The organism is Xylophilus sp. PBN-3R, assembly GCF_057747805.1.
The window spans coordinates 36,424-58,762 of sequence record NZ_JBYLEE010000002.1; the positions used below are offsets into that span (position 1 = coordinate 36,424).

Annotated in this window: 17 protein-coding genes and 1 pseudogene; 13 read left to right on the forward strand and 5 right to left on the reverse strand. The window is 58.4% G+C overall.

Features of this window, described 5'->3' with window-relative positions; translation table 11 throughout:
• The first annotated feature begins 1 nt into the window (after position 1).
• From AC3ANW_RS23290 to AC3ANW_RS23320, 7 genes are all read left to right on the forward strand, one after another.
• A complete protein-coding gene (locus AC3ANW_RS23290; RefSeq protein ID WP_488345650.1) occupies positions 2-967 on the forward strand; it encodes a tripartite tricarboxylate transporter substrate binding protein in 966 nt (321 codons plus the stop codon).
• Positions 968-1,269: 302 nt separating this feature from the next.
• Positions 1,270-1,617: a MurR/RpiR family transcriptional regulator gene (locus tag AC3ANW_RS23295; protein WP_488345651.1), complete on the forward strand. Its 348-nt coding sequence runs from the start codon at positions 1,270-1,272 to the stop codon at positions 1,615-1,617.
• A gap of 62 nt (positions 1,618-1,679) precedes the next feature.
• Complete coding sequence (locus tag AC3ANW_RS23300; protein WP_488345652.1) at positions 1,680-2,093, forward strand: MurR/RpiR family transcriptional regulator; 414 nt, start codon at positions 1,680-1,682, stop codon at positions 2,091-2,093.
• 616 nt (positions 2,094-2,709) lie between these two features.
• Complete coding sequence (gene parA / locus AC3ANW_RS23305) at positions 2,710-3,402, forward strand: ParA family partition ATPase (RefSeq protein WP_488345653.1); 693 nt, start codon at positions 2,710-2,712, stop codon at positions 3,400-3,402.
• Entirely contained in the window at positions 3,402-4,379 is a 978-nt protein-coding gene (locus AC3ANW_RS23310) for a ParB/RepB/Spo0J family partition protein (protein ID WP_488345654.1), read from the forward strand. The genes parA and AC3ANW_RS23310 overlap by 1 nt, the downstream gene beginning before the upstream one ends.
• 1,184 nt (positions 4,380-5,563) lie before the next feature.
• Positions 5,564-6,397 (forward strand): plasmid replication initiator TrfA, encoded by an 834-nt coding sequence (gene trfA / locus AC3ANW_RS23315; RefSeq protein WP_488345655.1) that lies wholly within the window; start codon positions 5,564-5,566, stop codon positions 6,395-6,397.
• A 143-nt stretch (positions 6,398-6,540) separates the two neighbouring features.
• Positions 6,541-6,714 (forward strand): hypothetical protein, encoded by a 174-nt coding sequence (locus AC3ANW_RS23320; RefSeq protein ID WP_488345656.1) that lies wholly within the window; start codon positions 6,541-6,543, stop codon positions 6,712-6,714.
• Positions 6,715-7,459: 745 nt separating this feature from the next.
• On the opposite strand, the gene AC3ANW_RS23325 is transcribed toward AC3ANW_RS23320, so the two are convergent.
• On the reverse strand, positions 7,460-9,136 hold the full coding sequence (locus AC3ANW_RS23325) for a DNA glycosylase AlkZ-like family protein (protein ID WP_488345657.1): 1,677 nt from the start codon (positions 9,134-9,136) through the stop codon (positions 7,460-7,462).
• Positions 9,137-9,815: 679 nt separating this feature from the next.
• On the opposite strand from AC3ANW_RS23325, the pseudogene AC3ANW_RS23330 reads away from it, so the two are divergent.
• The 3 genes and pseudogenes from AC3ANW_RS23330 (at position 9,816) to AC3ANW_RS23340 (ending at position 12,517) form a co-directional block, all read left to right on the forward strand.
• Positions 9,816-10,581, forward strand: a pseudogene (locus AC3ANW_RS23330) (DUF932 domain-containing protein).
• 542 nt (positions 10,582-11,123) lie between these two features.
• The gene (locus AC3ANW_RS23335; RefSeq protein WP_488345658.1) at positions 11,124-11,606 is read left to right on the forward strand and encodes a hypothetical protein; all 483 of its coding nucleotides are present in this window, start codon (positions 11,124-11,126) and stop codon (positions 11,604-11,606) included.
• Between the two features lie 752 nt (positions 11,607-12,358).
• Positions 12,359-12,517 carry an IS66 family transposase zinc-finger binding domain-containing protein gene (locus tag AC3ANW_RS23340; RefSeq protein WP_488345659.1) on the forward strand — a complete coding sequence of 53 codons (159 nt, stop codon included), beginning with the start codon at positions 12,359-12,361 and terminating at the stop codon, positions 12,515-12,517.
• A gap of 324 nt (positions 12,518-12,841) precedes the next feature.
• On the opposite strand, the gene AC3ANW_RS23345 is transcribed toward AC3ANW_RS23340, so the two are convergent.
• Positions 12,842-14,503 (reverse strand): recombinase family protein, encoded by a 1,662-nt coding sequence (locus AC3ANW_RS23345; RefSeq protein WP_488345660.1) that lies wholly within the window; start codon positions 14,501-14,503, stop codon positions 12,842-12,844.
• 610 nt (positions 14,504-15,113) lie between these two features.
• Entirely contained in the window at positions 15,114-15,722 is a 609-nt protein-coding gene (locus tag AC3ANW_RS23350; protein ID WP_488345661.1) for a recombinase family protein, read from the reverse strand.
• 618 nt (positions 15,723-16,340) lie between these two features.
• Between AC3ANW_RS23350 and AC3ANW_RS23355 the strand changes: the two genes are divergently transcribed.
• Together AC3ANW_RS23355 and AC3ANW_RS23360 are read left to right on the forward strand one after the other, a co-directional pair.
• Entirely contained in the window at positions 16,341-18,065 is a 1,725-nt protein-coding gene (locus tag AC3ANW_RS23355) for a hypothetical protein (protein ID WP_488345662.1), read from the forward strand.
• Between the two features lie 190 nt (positions 18,066-18,255).
• Entirely contained in the window at positions 18,256-19,104 is an 849-nt protein-coding gene (locus AC3ANW_RS23360; RefSeq protein WP_488345663.1) for a hypothetical protein, read from the forward strand.
• Between the two features lie 73 nt (positions 19,105-19,177).
• On the opposite strand, the gene AC3ANW_RS23365 is transcribed toward AC3ANW_RS23360, so the two are convergent.
• Positions 19,178-19,651: a hypothetical protein gene (locus AC3ANW_RS23365; RefSeq protein ID WP_488345664.1), complete on the reverse strand. Its 474-nt coding sequence runs from the start codon at positions 19,649-19,651 to the stop codon at positions 19,178-19,180.
• Between the two features lie 778 nt (positions 19,652-20,429).
• Between AC3ANW_RS23365 and AC3ANW_RS23370 the strand changes: the two genes are divergently transcribed.
• A complete protein-coding gene (locus AC3ANW_RS23370) occupies positions 20,430-21,107 on the forward strand; it encodes a hypothetical protein (RefSeq protein WP_488345665.1) in 678 nt (225 codons plus the stop codon).
• Positions 21,108-21,331: 224 nt separating this feature from the next.
• On the opposite strand, the gene ku is transcribed toward AC3ANW_RS23370, so the two are convergent.
• Positions 21,332-22,333, reverse strand: coding sequence for a non-homologous end joining protein Ku (gene ku, locus AC3ANW_RS23375; protein WP_488345666.1), 1,002 nt, complete (start codon positions 22,331-22,333; stop codon positions 21,332-21,334).
• Positions 22,334-22,339 lie beyond the last annotated feature (6 nt).

The following is a 22,339-nucleotide window of genomic DNA, read 5'->3' on the forward strand; positions in this document are numbered from 1 at the left end:
TATGAAAACTTTCATTCAAAACACAATGGCCATTGCGGCGGTCGCGGTCTGCAGCCTCGCACACGCCGCCTGGCCTGATGACAAACCCGTTGAACTTGTGGTCGGTTTCGCCGCAGGTGGCGAGACCGACATCATGGCGCGGGGCCTGGCACCCTTCATCTCCAAGCACCTCGGAAACAAGGGCACTTTTGTGGTGGTCAATAAAGTCGGTGCTTCCGGCGAAATTGCTAACGCGTACGTGCAGCGCGCACAGCCAGATGGTTATACGGTGGGCGTGGTCAACGTGCCGCCGCTGGTCTTTGTACCGCTCACCAAGAAGGCCCAATACGACCCCAAGGAGCTCGCGCTTGTCGCCCGGGTGGTCAGCGATCCAACTTTTCTGGTCACTCGGGCTGACAGCCCGTACACCAGCCTGAAGCAGGTGGTGGCGCAACTCAAGGCCAAGCCCGGTTCATTGAGCTTTGGCTACAACGGGGTGGGCACCAACGGCCACCTGGCGATGTTGCAACTGCAGAACGCCACAGCTGTCGAACTCAACGACATCCCATTCAACGGCTCCAGCCAGTCCAAAAATGCGCTGCTCGGCGGCCATACCCAATTCATGTTTACCAGCCTGACCGCGGTTCCGGATCCACAAGCAGAAGCGGTGCCGCTGCGCATCGTGTCCCAGTTCATGGAAAACCGCGCCCCTTCTCTTAAAACCGTCCCCACGGCAAGGGAGGAAGGCATCGACGTTGTCATGCCCTCGGACCGCGGTTTTGCCGTAGGCAAGGGCGTGCCCGAATCCATTCGCGCCAAGTTGGAGAAAGCGATCGAGGCAGCGTTGAAGGATCCAGAGTTTCTGAAGACTGCGTCTACCTACGCGTCTGTGATTGCTTTCCAACCAGGCGCCCAGTGGCAGAAGTCACTCGATGCGAACCAGGCCACGTTGGTGGCGCTCGCGCGAAAGCTCGAGCCGCAGAAGTGATTGGGCAGGTTCACGTAGGCACATTGCGTTGAGCGCACCAGCATCAGAGTCAGCAGAGAGCCGAAAGCAGAAGCCAATCCTCGAAGCGAGCACCGAGTAACTATTTGAAGATTTTTTTGTGCGCCAACAACGATTGCCAAAGCACTTGCGGCGGTGCCCACGGCAAGTTGTTTCAACTACGACAGCGCTAAAGCGCATAAAACACTACGAAGTAGTAGGCTTGAATTGATTCAATTGAATCATTTTTTCAAGAATGATCACAGTGTTGCAAGTCAGAAAAATGGCTTCTAGACTGGCTGCCAATGGATGCAGCCTCACTCACGCAACGCTTGGTCGAAAGCTTTGAATCGCTGTCGGCTCAGCATCGGCTCGCTGCGCGTTATCTGCTGGAAAACACGCATGACGTAGCCCTGCTGTCGATGCGTGAGCAGGCTCGCCAAGCAGGCGTCCAGCCCGCGACCATGACCCGCTTGGCCAAGCAGTTCGGATTCGAGGGCTACGAGCAGATCCGAACCATCTACCCGGCGGCCCTCCGGGATGGCGATATCGGGTTCCCGCCACACGCCACAGGAGCCAAGCGACATCTGCGCGGCGACAAGGCCCTTGCGGCACGCATGGTGGATTCGCTGCGTCCCAAATCAAGGCACTGAAGGAAGGCGACCAGCTCGAGCAATTGAGCGCCGCCGCGCAAGCCCTGGCGGGTGCGAGACGCGTGTACTGCCTTAGCCTGGTCGGAGAACGGGCGGTCCTGCTCGACGGCATCGCCGGCACCGCCGCGGACGGGCTCGCCCGGGCGACAAGCGCCGACGTGCTGTTCGTGGCCACCGTTGAACCCTATACCCGACTGACCGTAGACATCGCCAGGGCCGCTGCCGAACGAGGGCTCATCGTCGTCGCGCTGACCGATAGTCCCGTGTCACCACTGGCGCGCCTGGCTGCGCACGTCATTACCGTTCCTACCGCCAGCCCCGGACCTTTCAGGACGATGTCGCCCGCCTTCGTTGTCGCGGAACTCCTGGCCGCCATGGTCGTGACACGCGGTGGCAAGGAAGCCCTCAAGGGGCTCCAGCAGATGGACGAGCACCTCGCTGCGCTCGGCACGCACATCCGCATGCGGCCCGGATAGCTTTTCGGCCGCCGTGCCGCCCCTGTCAATTTAGCGGATTCCCTCCGGAGGCTTGACTGTAGGTGAGCGATCAACGTAAGGCGATTCAGGCCACCGAACCAAAGCTTCGGCCGATAAACCGACTGCACGAAAAGCCCACCTGGACTTGTATCACCGTTCGCCGAGTGACTTTCAGCGCTGAAAGTCGTGCCCCCAGGAAGGCCAACAGAGAGCAAATTGCGCCTCGGTCCGCCCAGCAAATAGCCAGTTCGCCACATTGCACAACAACAAAAGAACCGCGAAAGCCGCTTTAACTTGATTCGCAGGACTCTTGGCGACCGAGGGCGTGGATGAACCGACGCGCTGCAGGCGCAACTTTCAGCGCTGAAAGTCCGCCGCACGGCTTGGAGTTAGCGTTTGCGGACGAATGCAAAACCATACCCGCCAAGGAGAGCGCAGCGCAGCCACGCAGTCACAACATTCAACGTTGAAAGTTCGTCGCAACAACAGCACCTTGGCGAAACAGCACTGTCGTAAATCATAGAACCTTCAACGACTTGTATATTTTCTATTCTTGTATAAAATTACACTCTTCGGTGCCGTGCGGCACTTTCAGCGCTGAAAGTCAGGGGTATCTATGACGGCAAAGGTAGTGACGGTTTTCAACCAGAAGGGTGGCTGTGGCAAGACAACGGTCGCAATGAGTTTGGCGGGCGCGATGGGGTTGCGTGGCTACACCACATTGGTTGTCGACATGGATCCCCAGGGCACCGCGTCACGGTGGGCAAGCGCGGCCTCCGAAGAGCACCCTTTCCCAGCATCCGTCATTAGCCTGGCACCGATGGAAGGCAAGATGCACCGAGAGGTTCGGAACCATATAGAGACCTACGACGCGATCTTTATCGATTGCCCGCCAGCAATGAGTTCCGCTGCACCTTCATCTGCAATGCTGGTGTCAGACCTTTCTCTGATTCCATTGGTGCCTAGCCCTGCCGACATTTGGGCAGCTGAATCTGCCAAAAAACTAGCTGCCACTGCACAGGCGACTAACGAAACATTGCAGGCCCGAGTCGTCGCGAACATGGTCCAAAAGTCGACGTCTCTAGCAAAAGACTTGCTAGAGATTCTTGGTGAAGATAAAGATTTTCCGCTTTTGAAATCTATGTTGGGGTCTCGTGCGGCATTTCGTGAAGCACAAATCATCGGCTCAACTGTGCACGCCGTGCCACGTGCGAAGGCAGCAATGGACGAGGTCGAAGCCATGACTGATGAGGTGTTGAAGCTTCTAGGACTTTCGATGCGGAAAAGCAAAACCAAAGAGGTCGTGTAATGAGCTCGAAATTTGACCGTAAAGCGGCTATGCGCAGCAGCTTGTCAGCTGAACGGCAGTCGGTTCACGACCGATTTGCGACCGCTGATGCGGTGTTGGCCCATAGGCCAGCAGGTCTCGCGTCGGCGAGTAGTGAGCCAGATCTAGAGATCACCACAAAAAAAGATCAAGAGCGCCAGGTCATCAAGGTGCCTCTGGATTTGATTGACGACAACCCTGTGAATGCCCGTCACATCTACAACCCAGATGTGGTCAAGGCCATTGCAGCTTCGATGGCCACCCACGGGCAGATGGTTCCTGCGTTGGCTATGCGACATCCGACTGCCGACAGCCGCTACATGCTTGTCGATGGCCACTATCGAAAAAAGGCGGCAGTTGCTGCAAACCTAGCCACGCTTGATCTTGACCTTCGATCTCATGTCGGTGAATTGGAGCTATACCGTTTAAGTTGGTTACTCAACGAGGAACGCTCTGCGCAGAGTGCACTCGACAACGCTTATGCCTGGAAGAAATTGCTCGACGGAGGCGTCGCCGTTAACGAAAGTCAAATTGCCGAACTACTTGGGATGTCTGTACCGACAGTCAACAAAACTTTGGCGATGTTGCGTCTACCAGCTGCCGCACTCGAAAAAGTAAGGGAGACGCCCGACAAATTTGGCGTTTTTACTAGTTACGAGGTTGTGCAAGCAGCAAAACAACTCTCCGAACTTGAGCTTGTCAGTTTGATTGAACGCATCGTGAGTGAAGACTTATCGTCGCGCCAAGTTGCAGAGTTCCGAAGCCAGTTGGATAAAAGTGGACTTCGCAAACGCAAAGAAACGTCTCGACAATACAAACTAAAAGTTGAGAACGTGCAGATCGGGTGGTTGAAAGAGTGGGATTCTGGGAAAGTAACTTTGGAAGTACAAATGCCAGCGGAAGCAGAGCGCGCCGCTCTTGTTGCGGATTTACTGCAAAAGTTTAGTGTCTCAAAATAACTCGATTTCGTTGTTTGGAGGATTCAAAAAGCCACCAGGCTCGTCCGTACTTTTCTCCATCTCCAGTTTGTCATCAGGGGCTCAAATCCCTATCGACTTGTCTTTGGAAATTAAACCAGGACAATCAAGGGCTGTTTTTTCATACGCTGGCCGGCTTGCGAAGCAATCGATTGATCTAGCACCCTGACGCCACAGCGGCCCGGTATATATCAATTTTAGCTGAGCGATTGATCAGTCGGAGCGCGCTCAAGCGCTTCAGTTTGCCTGGTGCCGCTTTACGCGGCCACCATGTAGAACCCCCGGCTTTAAGCGGGGCGGGTGCAACTTGCACAGGGAGGCACAAGCGGCGGAGACCATTTTGTAGTGCAGGACGAAAAAGCACTGCGGCCCGACACATTGGTGTCAGGCTCTGGAGCCCGTCAATGAACACATCGGCAAAGTACGCAGCTAGCGGATTGCTACGGTGCTAGTCGCTGTCTGACACAGCGATGATGATGGCTGTCAGGGCGCTCCCGCTAGCCTCGATTAGCCGATGTTCCTGCTCTACTAGATGAGCCGATGACATTACACGGGGAGCCGACGCAATGTTCAGGAAGCGACTTTGAGTGAGTTAAGCCTGCCACGTCTGCAATACGAATCCTTACAGGCGCCGCGCTCCTTCCGCGGTGTAGCAGGAGACAGGGCAGGGTAGGGCAGGGGTAGTGGCTAGTGGCTAGTGCAAGGGTGATGGCTAGCGCAACGGTGATGGGGGCATCCAAGCAAGAGTGATGATCTGGCCGACTTGGCGATCAAGAGTGATGAGCTCATAGCGCAAGAGTGATGGTTAGCTAGTGCAAGAGAGAAGAGGGCGGACAACTTTCTTAGTTAAATCAAGGGGTTAGGAGCATTTTCGACTACTCTTAATCCCCTTCCTAATGTGAACCTAATACGGGACAACTCACTCACCCTTGCACTAGGGCGCCTGTGGATAAGCCGCCAAAACAGCCACTTTCTGATGAAAACAACACCATCACCCTTGCGCTAGGCTCTTTGCAGCTCACCCACAGCCATCACTCTTGCGCTAGCGATCTCCCAATGGACCATCACCCTTGCACTAGAGCAGACAGCTGCCATCACTCTTGCACTAGCCATCATCACCGTTGCACTATAGACAGGGCAGGGGAGACGACCGGAAACTCATGCACATGCCCGAACTGGAAAAAAACACCGACACCGCAAAGTTGATGGTCCAGCTGCCCATTTGGAAGAACGAACATCGCGGCTTGCCCAATGCATTTGCGCGGTCTGCGTTATTTACCGTGGGCAACATCCGGTCAGCCGAGCGGGAACAGTTCAAGCGGAAGTTGATCGCCACGACGTCGGGCATCGACATGACCTACACCGGCGAGGAACTGCTGCAGGACGACGAAGATGTCTTCCTCCAAATCATGCACTTGGCCCGGCTTCAGCCGCTGGGCGAACGCGTGCAGTTCGTCGCGCACCAGTTCTTAAAGGTGTTGGGCTGGAGCATCAACAGCGAGAGCTACGTCCGTCTAGCTAACTCGATCGAACGGATGCAAGCATCAGGTCTTCGCGTTATCGTCAGTGGTGATCCGAAAAACCCCAAGCGCTCCACCACGTTTCAAGGTTCGCTCGTCCGAAAGTTCATCACGAAAGAAGACGATGGCCAGACACCATTGGCGCAGTGGGTGGTGATGGTCGAGCCAGAAATCGTGGCTATGTTCGGCGATACTGACTATTCCCGCGTGGAGTGGAATGCCCGACTGAAATTGGCGCCCTTGGCGAAGTGGCTTCACAGCTTCTATCACACGCACCGCTCACCATTTGATCTCAAAGTGGAAACCATCATGCGGTTGTGTGGCACCAAGATGACCGACAAGGCCAAATTTCGCTACAAGCTGCGCCAGGCGCTGAAAGCCTTAGTCGACATCCAATTCTTCTTCGAAGCCTACGTCGATAGCCATACGGATCTGGTCGTTGTGAAGCGCATCCATCAGCACGCCATAGTGGAACGGTGATGATCAAGACCTCCGAACTGCCCCGACCTGGCACGTGAAGCCGTGCGACTTGGCCTGGGGCACAAGGCGTGGTTTGTTCGCTGGACGGTGCTCGGCGACACGGGTTTCTGGAGCATTGGGCGACCCTGCTTGATGACGGTACCGTGCTGGACCCTACGGCGGCTCAGGTCGACGGCGACCCGCAGCCGGTCCGACGAATCGACGGTTACCCGGACAACTACGCCAGGGCTCGCTTTTATCCCGTCCCGCTCGGACTCGACGCTTTCATCCTCGACAAGGCGCCTGGTAGCTACCGGTATTCCGGGCGGGCCATCTAGGGCGTGCACCACGCGCTCTTCATGCACGACGTGGCACGCGCGGTCAGCCGGCGCTCCGCCCGAGCGTTAGCAGGGGCCATGGGCGCTCTCGCCCGCTGCGCTTTCAAGCTAGCTGCGGGCCACCTGCTCAGGCGAGCCATCAGCTACCGCCGAGGCTTGTCGAGTCGGCCAAAATAGTCCGGTCTGCCGCCATCCGTTGGCACGCAATCCAGCCACGACACCAGCGAACCGCCGCGTTCGAGCTTCCTCCGCAAGCCGGCCGGCTTAGGGTATTAGTCCCGTCCTTTCACTGAGCACTTGCGCAAACGATGGCCCCACCCGGAGAGTTCTCGTTCCTGTGTCAAAGCTGGTGCCCGCCAGTACAGCGGACGAGGATACAGTGCTGGAAGAGCCGACCCCTACCTGGCGCGAGTGCATTCGCGGGTCCGCGTGGTCTCTAGATGCCGCTTGTATGCGTGCCGACTGCTATCTGATCAACAGAACTGTCACAGATGTTTAGCGTCGTGGCTCTTGATCCTGCTTGTCAACTCCTCAAGGTATGACCGAACTCCCTCAGAACTTCAGACTTGCCCTCAGTCGGATGGACACGCAACGTTTAATGAGATGACTTCCTGCTGCTTCGATTCAAAAAGGTCCAAAAACACAAGGAACCTAACCGCTAACCTGTTGAATTTGTTGAAAATTCCCTGAAACCGGCAGTCCAAACAAGTCTAATCTCGTCCAATGCTGTCCAATAGGACCTAGCTTACGGCTTGGATTGGACCTCTCCAAGCTGGTAATAAGCGCTTCTTCTCTCACCATGCTGCGCAAGTTTTCCGGAATTCCGAAGGCGGCGAAGCAGATCTCGCGCTTGTAACGACGTCAGTCGGCAGAGTTCAGCAACCTGCGTCCGGCGGATGGAGCCGTGCTTTTCTACATAGCTCAATACCATTTGTTCGTGCTGCAAGCCGCTGAAGCCCAGTTGCCGGATGTAGTCTGATTCGCGTCCCCCAGCCTGGTACACCCCTAACGCAAGGGTGTAGGTGCGGTTTCGGGCCGTCCCATGTGCCTGCACAAGTCCCGCTTCCACCAAACCTTCCAACGTCCTTTTAGCTTGGGTAGGCTCTCGTTGGATATGCGCCGCCAACTCGTCCGTGCTGAGGCGTTTGAGTTCGCGCAAAGCTGCCAGTGCGATGAGGCCGTCGATGGAAAGCTCGCGTCCTTGCTTGCCTTCCTGTTCGATCACCAGTTTGAGGAAAGGCTCGTCCGCGTCTACCGTCGCGAGTCGAAGAGTGACATTGGACGTATCGGTGCGTCGATAGTCAGGTTCTGGCCGCCCAAAGCGGAGCATGCCTCGATAGATTTTGTCGACCCCACGGCCGGACCTTTCCACGATTCCGACACGTTTCATGGCATCGGCCAGGGCTCGGTTGCGCGGCCTCGGCTCGGTGGTCAGCAGGTTGGCCAAGGTTACGCCGTCGACCAAGCCGCCTGGATTGCTGAGCGTCAGACCTTCATCATCCAAGCGCACATGAACTGCGCCTAGGCGGTGGTAATCGCGGTGAACCAAAGCATTGGCCAGTGCTTCTCTGAAAGCACCCATTTCCACCCTCGGCACAGGGACGCGGAAAAGACCGATTTGGACTTCACTCTCCGGGTTGTAAGGCCGAAAATTTGTCTCCAACCAGTCCAATGCTTTGAGCAAAGGAAAGCGCCGAAATTCATTGAGCTTTACCGCTTCGCGCTCCAGCACTTGGAAGGCAAACTCGTGCGTTGGCACGAGCTCACGCAACGCGCTTTCACGCCCGATGAAGAGCAGTCCGGTCAACGTTGGCGCGCGGCCGCCTGTACCCGACACTCGTGCTGTCAGCCCCAGGGCGCCATCGAGCGCTTCGTCATCCAGTTCAAGCAGAACACGGTCCCCACCGTATTGCTGCACGTTTTGCCGAAGTCGCTCGCGCTCCAGAGGATCGAGGTCTTCCAGCGTGGCTCCGTGCACAAGTTGAGCGGAGACATCCATCAGTCCAAAGCTGCTGACCCGGCTGGATCGGTCATGGGGCAGCATGGGTACACATTCAGGCTGCCCGTCTGCCTTCAATCTTCGGCGTAGGTAAACGCCGTTAGTCGTGGCCACTTCCCCTTGGGCTTTTGGAACGGTGACAAGGAGGACATTCACCAATTCGGCTGGGACCTCCAATACATCGACGGAAAGTGACGGCGATGTCCTTGCAGCGATCAATCCTGCAAGACCGGCTGGGGCGGATCGGTCAGCATTCAGTCCCGTGATCCGACCGTCATCTTCGATCCCCAGCCATAACTGGCCGCCATCCGCGTTGGCCAGACAGACAACGGCCTCGACCAGGTCTTTATCGGACAGACGGTTGCGATCACTCTTGAATTCGACTGTGAGGGACTCGCGAGTCGGGGGAAACGGTTGCTGCATAAGGCTATTTTGACCGGGACATTGGACGGGTTCGATCAGCGTTCTTTCAGAATTAAATTGTCGCGGGGAGGCAGTTTTGAACCGCATAGATCGTCGGCTTTTTAAGCGAGGTCCGTCGGACACCAGGGGGAACAATGTTTGACTAGCTAGCATAGGTAGGCAATCTATACGAGGCATTTCCCGGCACCGGAAAACCGGGATGCCCATTCCACGCGCGCCTGTTCGGCTTGGTCGCTGCGCGACGGACCGGCAGGGCCGATCCCGCTCCAGGCCACCCTTGCCGACGCCGGCGTAACGCCGGCTCAGCTGCGCGCCGCGCTTGCCGAGGCACTTAGCAAGGCGTGCATTTAGCACGCAGAGGCGCTCGCCGCGCGGCGTTTCCAGGTGCGTGTGACGGTACCGCCGTTGACCCCGTTTGCCTGTGTTCCTCGCCATTTTCGGTGACTTTGCATCCCTACAGTTGCGGGACCGGCTGCGCCTGCAAGGGGGTGTTCATACCTCTGCGCGTTACGAAGGCTTCCACCCTTGCTTCCCTCCCCTTCAGGCTGCCGCAGCTCACCGGGCGACGAACTCAGGAAAACGGCGGAGAGAGCACCGAGAGCCAGTCACTCGCCCCCGAAAACTTCTTTTTCGAAGGGCTCGGAATCTAGGAACCCGGCACCTCTTTAGGAGAAATGAAATGCTTGCATCCCGCTTTACCCGTCAGTCCCCCATCCTGCGCAGCCGTGACCCGCTGTCGGACGACCAAATCCGCACCGTGGCGCCCTCGATCTTTGCGGTCGCCCCGCACGCGAGCCGGACTGACCGCTACACCTACATTCCTACGTCGACGGTCTTGGATAGTTTGCGCAAGGAAGGGTTTCAGCCCTTTATGGTGACGCAAACTCGCGTTCGGGACGACGGTCGGCAACATTTCACCAAACACATGCTGCGCCTGCGCCATGCTAGCCAGATCAACGATACCGAGGCCAACGAGATTATCGTTTTGAATAGCCACGACGGGACATCGAGTTATCAAATGCTGGCAGGCATGTTCCGGGTTGTATGCTCGAATGGTCTGGTGTGCGGAGATACCGTAGCTGATGTTCGCGTTAAACACAAAGGACAGATCATTGATAACGTCATCGAGGGCGCTTTTGATGTCCTGGATGGGTTTGGATTGGTTCGCGAAGTGCGAGAGGAGAGGAGAGCCATCTTATTGAAGGCCGAAGAATCAAACGCCTTTGCCAAAGCAGCACTGTCATTAAAACATGAGCCGGACGACGCAAAGGCAGCACCGATTACAGAATCGCAGATTTTGGCACCCCGTCGAAATGCTGACACGGGATCGGATCTTTGGACCACGTTCAACCGGGGTACAGGAAAACCTGGTGCGAGGTAGCTTGAATGCGCGGACTACCAACGGACGCCGGGCCCGTACACGTGAAGTTACCGGTATTGATTAGTCCGTGAAAGTGAACCGGGCACTCTGGTTGCTGGCGGATGAAATGAGGAAGATCAAAGGCTAATCGGCGCGTCGTGGCGTCCAGGTCCGGACGCCACGCACTTTAAGATTGGAACTGGGATGCGCTTCAGGAAGGACACATAATGAAACGTGGTGACATTTCCGAAGGCTAATCTGCCGGAGCCAAAACCAGCCCGCACAACCCAACGTCCCCCAAAGAAGCGGTGCCGGGCCTGTCAGGCCCTTTGGACCGTAGTTAGAGTGCCATTGTTCCTTGTTCTCTCTTGGTGCGCACGCCCTTGGTCCTGATCTGCTCAGTACTTACATTCCTGATGTTCTTATTGGCACTTTTCGCGTGGTACGCGTTTCCGCAAAAACCCCAGATGACGGAAGCTTTGGATTGGTGAGTTTTACCGCGTTTGTGATCATGTAAGGATGCGACTTCCTGCTAGCTTGGCTGTCGGCACAGAAAATGGTGCGGATGCTGTGATTGATATGCGACGTATCGCGCCTACCTAGTGACACGTTAAGAGATGATTTGAGATGAAGAAATCGGCGAAAAGACAGATCCGGCCGCTAGCCAACACATTAACCGTGGCCATCAAACGGGCGAGCCCGGTCACACCAGATGTGGTCCAGCGGTTAAGGATGCGGGAATGGTCGGCGATCGAAGCCTTCGCGCAGGGACAGGCCACCAGCGTCGACGTCGCCCTCTTGGAGGAACTGCTATGCATGTGTCTGTGCGGCATCGAGCTTGGCATTGGCCCAGAAGCGCAGGCAACCTGCGATGCCGCAGAATTGGTTTTTGCCGCGCTGCGTGCTCGATCGCCTGCGAATACGCCCCTGGTGATGAACCCTGCAGAGATCGCTGTCATGCGCGACCTGCAGAGCTTCCACGACCAGCAGCGCGCGGCGTGCAACCGTCGGGAATATTCGAACATGGCGGACATGGTGGCCAAAGCTATTGCGTTGAATCTGGAACGCATAAACCAAGAGCCACAGCGTACCGAACCTGCGACGACGTAACCAGGACTTCGTCAGACCGTCACTTATGCCCTGCCGTACAGGCAGGGCCGTTGGCACGCGGCAACTAGCGCAGCGCCGTGCCATCACTCGACCACCCGTTGATACAGGCGGCGAAAGCACCGCCCATCAGGCACCCACCACGGCGCGCTCCAGAGCCAACAAGTCACCACACCGCACACCTCGCGCCTAGAAAGGAATGGCTTGCGCCGGAGGCGTCCGGCCTCAAAACGTCAACAAGCTGACGGTTCCAACGCCAGTCCCGCCGGCGCCGGCGAGGCCTCCAGTGCCCACGTCGGAGACGATCACGCTCGAGTTAAAAAGGGGAGCACTGGGCGTCAGCGTGACGTGGCCCGTCAGTGCCGCAGCGGACTGCGCAGCGTGGCTGCGCGAGGTCTTGCGGTGATCCGCATCGACGCCCTGTGGCTGTCAAGACAGCGAGCTCAGGTTCAAAGACGCCAAGATTGAGAAGATCACCTTCCAGCCAGCGCGACTGAAGGCCTGGAAGTTCGGCGCCAAGACCGAGGCCATGAGCGCCGAGCAACGCCGGCTCTTCGAAGAAACCTGTGTCGAGGATGAGGCCAGTCTTCAGGCTTAACTCGACCAGGCTCGGGGCCCAGCTGCGCCGCGGTCGGCGTCGGCAACGATGGCAAATCCAAACCCCGTCGCAGCCCGTTGCCCGAACACCTGCGGCGCGGAGAGCATCACCACAAACCTGCGAACACCAACTGCCCGAACCCGGAGTACGGCCGCCCATGACGCGCATCGGCGAGGACGTGAGCGAGCGCCTGGACATCATCCCGGCGGAGTTCTTCGTGCACCGCCACATCTACGGCAAGTGGGCCTGCCAGTGCTATCAGTGCCTGGTGCAGGAGGCTGCTGCACCGCAGGTCATCGAGGGCGGCAGATTCTAGAACAAGGCATGGTTGCTGCCGCCGATCGGGATCAACAGGCGCAGGCCATCATCGTGGTTGATCAACTGGTGAAGGGCTTTTGCGCGCGGCGTGCAGGGAATTCACCCGACCGCCGCCATCAGGGTACTCACCGTCTCATTGCATCTAGAAAAACGTCTCCATGGGGGACCGCCAGGAAACGAATTTCTATTTGCAGTCCGGCATTTCGTTCCGAGAGCCAGCCATCGCCCTGGTCCAATAAGAAGCTGGCCGACCTTCGGCTGGTCAACACCCAACTCGGTCATCCCGCCCAAAAAAGGAGGCCGCCTACGGGCGGCCTCTGAATCAATGTTGATGACCTGGGAGCCTGTGCCCCTGCACGGTCCACACAGCAGGCCGAACCGCCGACGTCGTGACCGTCACCTGAAAGCTCACCGTCGACATGTCGATAGTGGAAGTGTTCGAGAGTTCCGCCAAATAGACGCCCGGCATGAACTCAATCTCGAACGTCCGTTCGAAACGTCCCTCGCGGCTGACGAACTCGAACCGTTTGATGAGCCGCTTGAGCGTCGCGCGAAGTGCCGAAGCACTCGATTCGTCATCCAGCAGTTTTTCCAGCAACGGCAGCGGGTCAACGTTGGCCTGGGCCTCAATCGAGGCAGCGGTGATGTGAACATCACGACGCTTGAGCGCCTCCAGTTGGGTCGTCTTCTCTTCGATCTGCTTGCCGACAGTTGCGATCTCCTTCTGCAGCCACTGTTCGTCGATGTTGTCGTCCATCAAAGCCCGGCTGATGCGCTCGCGCGCACGATTGAGCTTTCGCAACTCTTCCTGAAGGAGCGTCTGATCCATCAAGGTTCCTTCAGTCAGCCGGCTACGCAGGCGCTCGCGGAACTCCGCTTGGACCTTGCCGGTAAAGAGCTGCTTCAGGCAGAAATTGAGCGCGAGGTTTATCGACTTGACCGAGGTGTAGCCCAGGTAGTTGACCGCTGCGCCCACGCCCTTGCTTTGCTCACATTGCGGGCAGTACGCCGATGGGCTGGCTGCAGTTCCCCTGATGAACAGCGCTGCGCCGCAGGGACCGCAGCGAACAAGCCCGGCCAAGGCGTGGCGGCCACCGCCACGAATCCTGAGTTTCGGCTCCGTCGGATTGCACGCATTCCAGACTTCATCAGATACCAGCCGCAAATGCGGGCGTGCAAAAGCTTGCGTGACGACTTCCTTACGTTTGCGCGAGGCTTTCGCGCGCGTGTATCCAGAGCCATTCCAGACAAAAACGCCCTTGTAGATCGTATTTGCAAGAACGCGTTGCACCGTCGCCGCCCGCCAGTACGGGATCCCTTTGCAGCGGTTGTGCGCTGGAGGCAGGATGCCGTCGTCGTTGAGCGCTTTGGCGATCAGCCGGACAGAAAGGCCGCCATAGCGCATGGCGTACATCCGGCGGACGATCGCGGCCTTTTCTTCATCGACCTCCCACTTTGATGCAGATTTGCTCGAAACATCTTGCACCGTGATCGCTTTGTAGCCAATGGGCGCCTGGGCAATCTGATAGCCACGATCGAGCTGTCCGATCATTCCCCGGACAACACGTGCTGCCGTTGCCTCGACCTCTTGCGACGCCAGGAGACTCTTGATCCCCGACAGCAACTTCCACGTCGAGACGTTGGAATCGATACCGTCGGAAGTGATCAGGCGGGTGCCCGTGCTTTCGAGCTGCTCAAACAGCGACGCGTTGTCGGCAGTAGACCGGCCGGCGCGGGAGACTTCGTCGATGATCAGAACGTCAATTTTGCGGTCTTCGATGGCCGTAGTCAGCTCGTGGTAGCCAAGCCGTTTTAAGCGCCCGGCAGCAGTGCCGGTGATCGCGCGATCCTCAAAGATGTAGCGGTCATCGATGGTCAGCCCGACTTTCGCCGCCGTTTCGCGGCAGCGGCGGAGCTGGTCGTCAATGGAGGTTCCGCGCTGGTCTTCGCTGGAGTAGCGCAGGTAAGCTGCAACGATTTGCATAGTGGAGATTTGTCTTTCGAGTTGGTTTTGTGGGATGAAGTCCGTGCCAGTGCGGCATCGACCAGGAGCTCGAGGAGCTCGCTAAGTGCTGTGTGCATGTGTCCTACAGTTCGTTAAATTGATGTCCTCACCCGCGTATAGGGAGGTGGTTTAGCCAGCCCTGAGCTCGTGAGGAGAGTCAGAAATTTGCTCATGCGGCCAACGCTCGCAAGATGACGGAGGCCTTCAGGGCCGCGCCTGAAGCTGCCGCCCGATCGCTCTGCGCAATGCGGCACGCGTTCATGCCTGGATGGTTTGTCCTGGTACGAAGCAGTGCCACTTCCAAACGGGGTGTGCTCAAAGCTTTGGCCGAACGTTCACGTGCCGGCAGCAGCAGAACGGTCGCTGCCGACGGTCCGTGCAATACCGATCGCATGCTCGACTGGAGGGGAGGTGGCCACGCTCCGCATCCGGGCCCACTTTTCTAGTACCCGACCTAAACGGGAGCGACCAGAAGGCCGCTCTCGAGAATGTCAGTGAGGCAATGGCCGATGGCCAGACGTAAGGGCAAGCTTGCGGCACGCCGCAAACTCTCAATCTGCTGGCTACTGCCCGTCGAGACCGGGTGGACTCAAGGTTGGCTGTCGTGACCACGCACCGATGTTTTCGAGGGGTTGCAAGCGCCCCACAGTTCGTCCGTCACCAGGCGCAGCAGAGGCCGCTCGAAAAAGCATGGATGCAAAGCAATGCGTTTCCGGGCTGCGGCCGCCCGCGCTGATTCCGAGCCATTCCAGACGAGAATGCCTTTGTAGATTGCATTAGCGAGGATGTGCCGGACGGTGACGGGACTCCAGCGTGGGGTCGCTTTGCAGCGGCGATCCGCAGGCGGCAGGATTCCCTGGCCATTCAACTCTTTCGCAATCTGGCCTGCGGAAGCACCGTGACGGCGGAGTTCGTAAATCCTGCGGACAACATCTGCGCGCTCCTCGACGATCTGCCACGTCAAGCAAGCCATGTTCGATTCGTTGATGACCTTGACCGACTGGTACCCGAAGGGTGGAGAACCGACCTGGTAGCCGCGCTCCAACTGTCCGATCATTCCGCGCCGGATGCGTTGCCCATGCACCGCTGAGTTTTGCAGGTTGATGATGCCCTTGACCCATTGCGCAAAACTTTGGTCGGAATCGAAGGCGTTGACCCGATCCGGAATTCGGAGCGCGTCATCGTCAGAGGTGGTCATGTCATGGGAAGTGGGTTGCATGTTCAAGATATTTCGGGATGCGTTGGCTGGGTGAAGTACTCGATGCCGGTGCGGTGTCGAGGGGGGTACGTGATGGACTTCCGGTGCCGTTTTGATATGACCTGGCAGGTGATAGATGTCCTCACCCGGCGTATAGCGCCTTTAGTTATTGCGCCCTGATCGCGGCTTGAAGTTCTGCGCGTGGGCTGTGGTCCCCGTGTGCGCCAAGCGAGAAGATCCATTGGCGTCTTGCGTGCGTCGTGATCCGTTCACTGGATCGCAAGGCTCGTCCACACCGCCACTACGCGACGTGCGGCGTTGATCGCGATCCCACGACAGGAATTACAGGTCCTGGCCGGTGTAGGAAGACTTGTTAGTCGCTGCAAGGGCAATGGAGCAGGGCACGACGATCGTTGGGCGGCCTGGGCGTCAGCGCTGTATTCCTGACCTGAACACTTCCACGACGGAAGCCTCGCAGCGCGCTGCTCGCGGGCGCTCGGCATGCCTGGAGCCCAGATAAAACGACGCCCTATACAGCTCTATGAAGCCCGGTGTGCAAGCGCGCCGGAACGGCTCAGCGTCATCTGAGCCAGATTTGGCCGAACCCCAGAAAGAGCGATGCAGGGCGAGCTTTTCGATCAGGCAGCAGACGACAATGCGTGGCGCGACGCACGCATCGCGGAGCTGCGGCTGTGTCATCCGGTGGTTCCGCATGCAAACTTCTTGAGTGTGTGGCACAAGGGCGCTGCCCGGCAGCGCGAGGCGATGACCTTCGAGGAAGCGCTGCGCTACTTCGCAGCGGAACCGGCGGCACCGGAACGTTTTGTGTCCATTGCTACGTTCCGTCGTCGGTCGGGCAGGAAGCGGTTTCTGGCGTGGATACCGGGCCTCTTCTTGGATATCGATGCCTACCGAATCCCGGTGCTGGCGAGCTTGCACGACCAGCAAGTCGTGACGGTCCTGCACGAGGCGTGCGATTTGGCGGGCATCCCGCGCCCGAGCCACGTAGTCAGCTCCGGCCGGGGTCTGCAAGCAAAATGGATTTTCTCGACGCCTATACCCGGCAAGGCATTGCCGCGTTGGCAGGCTGTCATGCGGCAGCTCCAGCGCGCGCTGGCGCACGTCGGTGCCGATGCGAATTGCCTGGACCCAACCAGGGTTCTGCGTTTAGTCGGAAGTCGACATGCCAAAACCGGCCGGGTTGCGCAAGTCATCTACGTCAATAAGCTCGTGGCGCAGGGCGGTGTCCTGCTGACGACAGGCGCAGTGGGATATGACTTCGACATCCTCGCCGATGCCATCTTGCCCCGACTGAGATCCGAACTTGAGCGCGAGCGCATGGTGATTCGCGAAGACAAGCGTACGCGCCGCCGTCAACAGAAGGACAAAGCAAAGCGCCTTCGAGGCGGCGGAAACCCCTCCGCCCAGACAACTCCCGAAGCATTAAAGCGTCCGGGTTTTGCGGGGCACAACCGACAAGTTTTAGCCCGTGACCGTCTTATAGACCTGTCGACGCTGCTGCGGTTGCGGGGCCATGTCCATGGCGCTCCTCCAGGCCAGCGCAACACCTATATGTTTATTGCAGCCAGCTTCTGCGCCTTGGCGTCACCTGGAGACGAGCTCGATGGAGCACTCGCGGCGGCTAGGGCTCAGTTCGTTCCGCGCTGGACAGATGCTGAGTTCGAGAACTGCGTCTGCACCGTCATGTCGAAAGCCAACCAGGACAACTGTGGCGAAGCTCCGCATTGGAAAGGTCGGCCGATGCCGGCGCGGTACACGCACAGCAACAAGGCCATCATCTCGGCGCTCAGCATCACCCCCGAAGAGCAGATGTGCCTCCGAACGATCATTGGCCCGGCGGAAAAGAGGCGGCGGCAGCGCGAGCGCATGACCGCGGTGAGACGGCGTCGAGATTGTGTGCCGCGCGAAGAGTACTTGCAGAAAGCTCAGTTAGCGAAAGAGACAGCGCAGCAGCTGTTTCAACGCGGGTGGACTTTACCGGCCATTGCCGCCCAGGTGGGCAAGAGTCTGCGCAGCATCCAACGATATGTCGCTGGCGGCAGGGCCTCTCCAGAACTTGTTTTCTCCGAGCGACAAGTCCGTGCGCATCTCGGGGGTGGCGAAGCCTCGGTGTTCCCGCTGGCACTCCAGGCTGATGTGACACGCCACGAAAACCCGACAAAACCAATCGGTAGGGGAGGGCAGGGTGGTCGCTCGGTAGCGCGGCCGGGCGGCAAAAAACAAGGCGGCCTGGGGGTCCGGCTCGACATACCCGACGGCTGGCATCAGGTCGCAGGGTGCTCTGTTCGCCCGCCGGCACTGGCAGCCGTGCCGGCCCGCTAAGCCGAGCAATCTGCCACGACGGGGAACGCTCGCGGCCGAGAGGAATGCATCCCCCTTCGGCTGCCAGGTTGAAACTCAACGGTAAGGTTAGGCAAAGAGGACCTCCGACGGAACTTTACGGTTGAGCCTCGGTGCTAGACGGTCAGCACAACTTGCCGCCGGCGAGCTGCCCAACGAACGAATGCGTCAAATGAAGAAAGTCACCGCCGCCCCAACCTCCCGTCTTCGCTCTTCCGCCAAACCGGCCCCTGTGGCTGTTGCCGCGAAGGCCATGGTCAGCGACAAACTTCTCGAGGCATTCACGGTGTCTTTCGCGGCCCAACTCGCGCAAGAGAAAGCCCGTAAGGCAGCTGAGAAAAAATCCCTGGCCAAAGTCAAGTCTGGCAAAGTCATCGCGGTAGCGTTCGGCACCCATGGGCCCACTGGCACAGCACCTGCGAAACGCCACCGACCTCCGGTGGTCGGTGCTCGCCCTCAAGCGCATGATGAGGTCGCGCGGCAGCGCACTGAGAGCTGGCTCAGCGGCTTCGCTAGTTTGGCCGACCTCATCATCGCGCACCCCTCCTGCATCGACCGCTACCCGCTGGAGCACGCGGCCAACGAAAGTGTCGACGACGAAATTGCTCTAGATGCGCCGACGCACGAGCGCATCCGCACGAGGTTCGCTGAGTTCGGCTTTCCGATGCCTACGCGTTGGAATGAGTTCCGGGCAAACAGCTTGTACCTGGAGGACCTCCAACGCGTTTATAGAACTGCCAACTCTGACCTGAAGCGACCCGACATCGGGGCCAGGTATGCAAAGCGTGTTGCACCGCAGTTCGAGCGGCAGTTCATCATCCTGGCGCAAGGCGGGAAGCCCGCATTAGCGAAGTGGCACCAGGCACGCAACACGTTTGCTAAAAACGCTGCAGCCTATCGTGAGTGGACTGACGAGGACGGCTGGTCGACCGAGGGCGGCGAGCACCTGAGAGCGCCGGAACTGGACCCAGCATTCAAAAAGCGCCGTCCGATTCGTAGCCGCTACACACCGAAGGACTGAGCCGAGGCCTAATGCGGAACGAGGCGCCAAATGAAAAATGCACCCCGCAAAGCGAGGTGCATTCAATCATGAACTATGTCCTGTCAGGGCCTGCCGAATCGTTCAGCAGTGCGTCTCTGGCGTTGTTCAAGGCCGGCCAATGGACGGTGATGAACTCCTTTAGCTGAAACTCTTCTTGAATCAGCTTCTTGCCGGTGAGCGCCTCGTACATGCGCACCAGTGCGAATTGCTGGCCAAGAGACAAGCTGTCGAAAGTCACACCGAACCGAATGCCCCAGTCAATGTCTTCATTGATGTACCGAATGGCGCGTGGAACTTCGTGCGGTAGCAGGGCCTGTAGTGCGACAAATTTTTCTGGCTCTACGCGCGCTGCAAAAATATCCACAGCCATCCGCGGCACGCCCAGAAAAACACTGACGGCGTCCAGAAATGCGTCGCTGGCTTCCGCTGCACGTCTCTTGCCGGTCGCGATCAGAGTGACATACCCGACGGAAAATCCTAGGTAGTCTCGGATAGCAACGTGCTCGGACAGACCGAGTTGCGCCATTCGTCCGTAGACTGCGGCGATGAGAAAACCGCCAGGTTGCTTCAGCCTTTCGCGGTCGAAGCAGTAGCCCCACAACGGCGCATCGTCGGCAACTCGTTTTCGCCCTTGTGCCGTGTCGGTTGTGTCCGGGCGGCGCCCAGGCACTCGTGGAGGTGGGAGCTGATGTATCGGCATAACAATCCTTTTTTATGGCCTCAGGCCGGCGCTGCTCTCGAAACCCATGCTTCGAGGGCGTCGACCTGCTTCGTGTAGCGACGGCACAAGATCGCCCCAGGTGAGCGCTACCGGGAGGGCTGACTGAAGGGGGTGACGGCGGCCTGTTTCGGCAAGGTTTTGAAGCGCAGCATGGCACCGTACTAAACGGTCAATACGCTGACGATTCACCAACGCTGCCGCAGCATGCTTGGACTGGCCTTACCGTTTGAGCACAAGCAACAAGACCCCGCTCACCTGCGCGTTGGGACCGGACCAGCCGCCGTTCAAGATGCGGTGCGTGTGGCGAAGGTGGCGGCAGGCTTGCCGGCAGTGGCTCCCCGCCATGGCTCTAAGTGGACCGAATCACATCATGGGGAGAGGGTCTGCGCTGGAGCTCGGGCGATGCATCCTGGCTGAGCCCCAAATGAGGTCTTGGCCAGCAGGGCGAGTTCGACGGGCGGTGGGCTCGGCTGCTGTAAGGTAAACAAACGACACCGCACTGATCAGCGGTAAGTTTAGGGGTTGGAAGAGCATCTCTACACGGGTCTGAAGCCGCTTTGCGCTTCGTTGAAAAGGACCCGATATGAACTTCCCGACTTCCTCCAGCCAAACCTCTTTTGCCCCTCACGGCGAAGCCACCTTCGGCCGCTTCTACGTGCCGTGCGCTGAGATCGTTTCCCCTGCCCTTCGTGACCACTACGCGGGGCCAGCCCGCGCTCAAGATCGTGCACCAATGCTCGCGGGTTGCTTTCCCGCCGCTGAATCCATCGAGGTCTTAGAGGTCCCTACCAGGGGCTCGCGTCTCGGCGCGGTCCATATTGGCGACACGAAGGTCGCTTTGGTCCAGATTTTCTTTGGCTGCACGCTGCTGACCTACGTCATGAATCTCAGCGATCCCACAACTTGGGCGTTCTTCGATGACTGCGTTGCGGCCGGACGCATCGAACTTGGGATTTATAAACCTGACCGACTCGACGTACGCTTGATGCCGATTTCGGCGCAACAGGTTGAAGATGTGCGCCGTTTTGCCGAGGGTCCGACCGCCCCGAACGTGTTTCGGCGGGACATGGTTGGCGGTATGGCGACCGGTAGATTCATCGAAGTCATCAGAGATATCGGTGTGCCTGACTTCGTAAAGGACATCCGGGCATGTGTCCTCGGAACAAAACTAACACCAATGATGGAGGTGTTGCCTGAAGTGTTTGGCCCCTATCTCCACAACCTCATTCCCGAAGCGCAACTGCACAGCATCGCGTCGTAAGAGGTCGTTCCGCACTGGTTCCCGCGAAAGTTACGCGTCGCGTGTCGGCGCGGTCATCGAATGCAAAAGAAATGAGGATGGTTGCCTGCGAGAGGTGGAGAACGGCATGGCGGTCGAGGACTTCGGTCTACCGATGAATCTGATGCTCGCCGGCGGCTTGGACGTGCATGAGAGCGCCGTTGACGCGTTGAGAGCAGCAGCGGACATGCTTTCGAGAAGCAGTGTCAGGCAGCCTTTCGACTCGGGCGAGCCTTGCCCGTCGCCACACTTGCAAGCTTTGCGGCATCCTTCTTCGCTGGGGCAACCGGCGCTTTGACTGCAGGCTTTGCCTTGGATGCTACCGCCGTTTTTCGAGACTTGCTCGGAGCCGGCGCGACCATGCTCAACTGGGTTGGCTCGTGGCCCGATTTCCGCTGGAGGCTGCGCTGCAGCAAGGCAGTTAGGTCTACAACTTCGCCAACCTGTGGCGCTGTTTCGTCATCCACTTTCGATACCGCATGGATTTCGCCTGACTGGGCTTTTTCCTCGATCAGCTTCATCACTTCGTCAGCGAACGAGTTGCGGAACTGGTCCGCGTCCCAGGGCTGGCTCATGTCCTCGATGAGTTCGAGAGCCATATTGAGTTCGGCGTCCCGGATGCCGGCTTCCTTGGCATTGTTGGGCGGCAGCTTCAATGCCTCGGTCGAGCGGATTTCCCCGCCCCAGCGCAACAGGTTCAGGATGAGCGCCGGACCACACGGGATGAGCACGGCGAGATGCTGCTTGGTTGCAATCACCACCTTCGCGATCCCGACCTTGTTGCTCTTTTTAAGCGCCTCTCGCAGCAGCGCGTAGACCTTCTCTCCCCGGTTGATGGGTGCCAGGTAGTACGGCTTCTCAAGGTAGACGAACGGCACCTCGTTGGCATCCACGAAGGTCTCAATCTCGATGGTCTGAGTCGTCTTTGGGTAGGCGGCCGCGATCTCCTCTGGCGACAGGATCACGTAGCGCCCGTCACCGTAGTCCACCCCCTTGACGATGTGCTCGCTGGCGATGTCCTTGCCCGTCTTCTTGTTGATGCGTTTGTAGCCAACCGGGTCCATCGAACGCTTGTCCAACCAGTCGAAGTCGATGCCGGTGGTCGTCGTAGCAGAGTACAGACCCACGGGAACGTGGACCAAGCCGAAGCTGATCGCGCCTTTCCAGACCGTCCGGGTGGACGTGGGAGCCATGCCAGAGGAAGCCATATCTTC

Excerpts from the sequence above, each read along its gene's own strand:
- AC3ANW_RS23290 (WP_488345650.1), top strand. The coding sequence starts at position 2 with ATGAAAACTTTCATTCAAAACACAATGGCCATTGCGGCGGTCGCGGTC.
- AC3ANW_RS23295 (WP_488345651.1), top strand. The coding sequence starts at position 1,270 with ATGGATGCAGCCTCACTCACGCAACGCTTGGTCGAAAGCTTTGAATCG.
- parA (WP_488345653.1), top strand. The coding sequence starts at position 2,710 with ATGACGGCAAAGGTAGTGACGGTTTTCAACCAGAAGGGTGGCTGTGGC.
- AC3ANW_RS23310 (WP_488345654.1), top strand. The coding sequence starts at position 3,402 with ATGAGCTCGAAATTTGACCGTAAAGCGGCTATGCGCAGCAGCTTGTCA.
- trfA (WP_488345655.1), top strand. The coding sequence starts at position 5,564 with ATGCCCGAACTGGAAAAAAACACCGACACCGCAAAGTTGATGGTCCAG.
- AC3ANW_RS23325 (WP_488345657.1), bottom strand. The coding sequence starts at position 9,136 with ATGCAGCAACCGTTTCCCCCGACTCGCGAGTCCCTCACAGTCGAATTC.
- AC3ANW_RS23335 (WP_488345658.1), top strand. The coding sequence starts at position 11,124 with ATGAAGAAATCGGCGAAAAGACAGATCCGGCCGCTAGCCAACACATTA.
- AC3ANW_RS23340 (WP_488345659.1), top strand. The coding sequence starts at position 12,359 with ATGACGCGCATCGGCGAGGACGTGAGCGAGCGCCTGGACATCATCCCG.
- AC3ANW_RS23345 (WP_488345660.1), bottom strand. The coding sequence starts at position 14,503 with ATGCAAATCGTTGCAGCTTACCTGCGCTACTCCAGCGAAGACCAGCGC.
- AC3ANW_RS23350 (WP_488345661.1), bottom strand. The coding sequence starts at position 15,722 with ATGACCACCTCTGACGATGACGCGCTCCGAATTCCGGATCGGGTCAAC.
- AC3ANW_RS23355 (WP_488345662.1), top strand. The coding sequence starts at position 16,341 with ATGCAGGGCGAGCTTTTCGATCAGGCAGCAGACGACAATGCGTGGCGC.
- AC3ANW_RS23360 (WP_488345663.1), top strand. The coding sequence starts at position 18,256 with ATGAAGAAAGTCACCGCCGCCCCAACCTCCCGTCTTCGCTCTTCCGCC.
- AC3ANW_RS23365 (WP_488345664.1), bottom strand. The coding sequence starts at position 19,651 with ATGGCGCAACTCGGTCTGTCCGAGCACGTTGCTATCCGAGACTACCTA.
- AC3ANW_RS23370 (WP_488345665.1), top strand. The coding sequence starts at position 20,430 with ATGAACTTCCCGACTTCCTCCAGCCAAACCTCTTTTGCCCCTCACGGC.
- ku (WP_488345666.1), bottom strand. The coding sequence starts at position 22,333 with ATGGCTTCCTCTGGCATGGCTCCCACGTCCACCCGGACGGTCTGGAAA.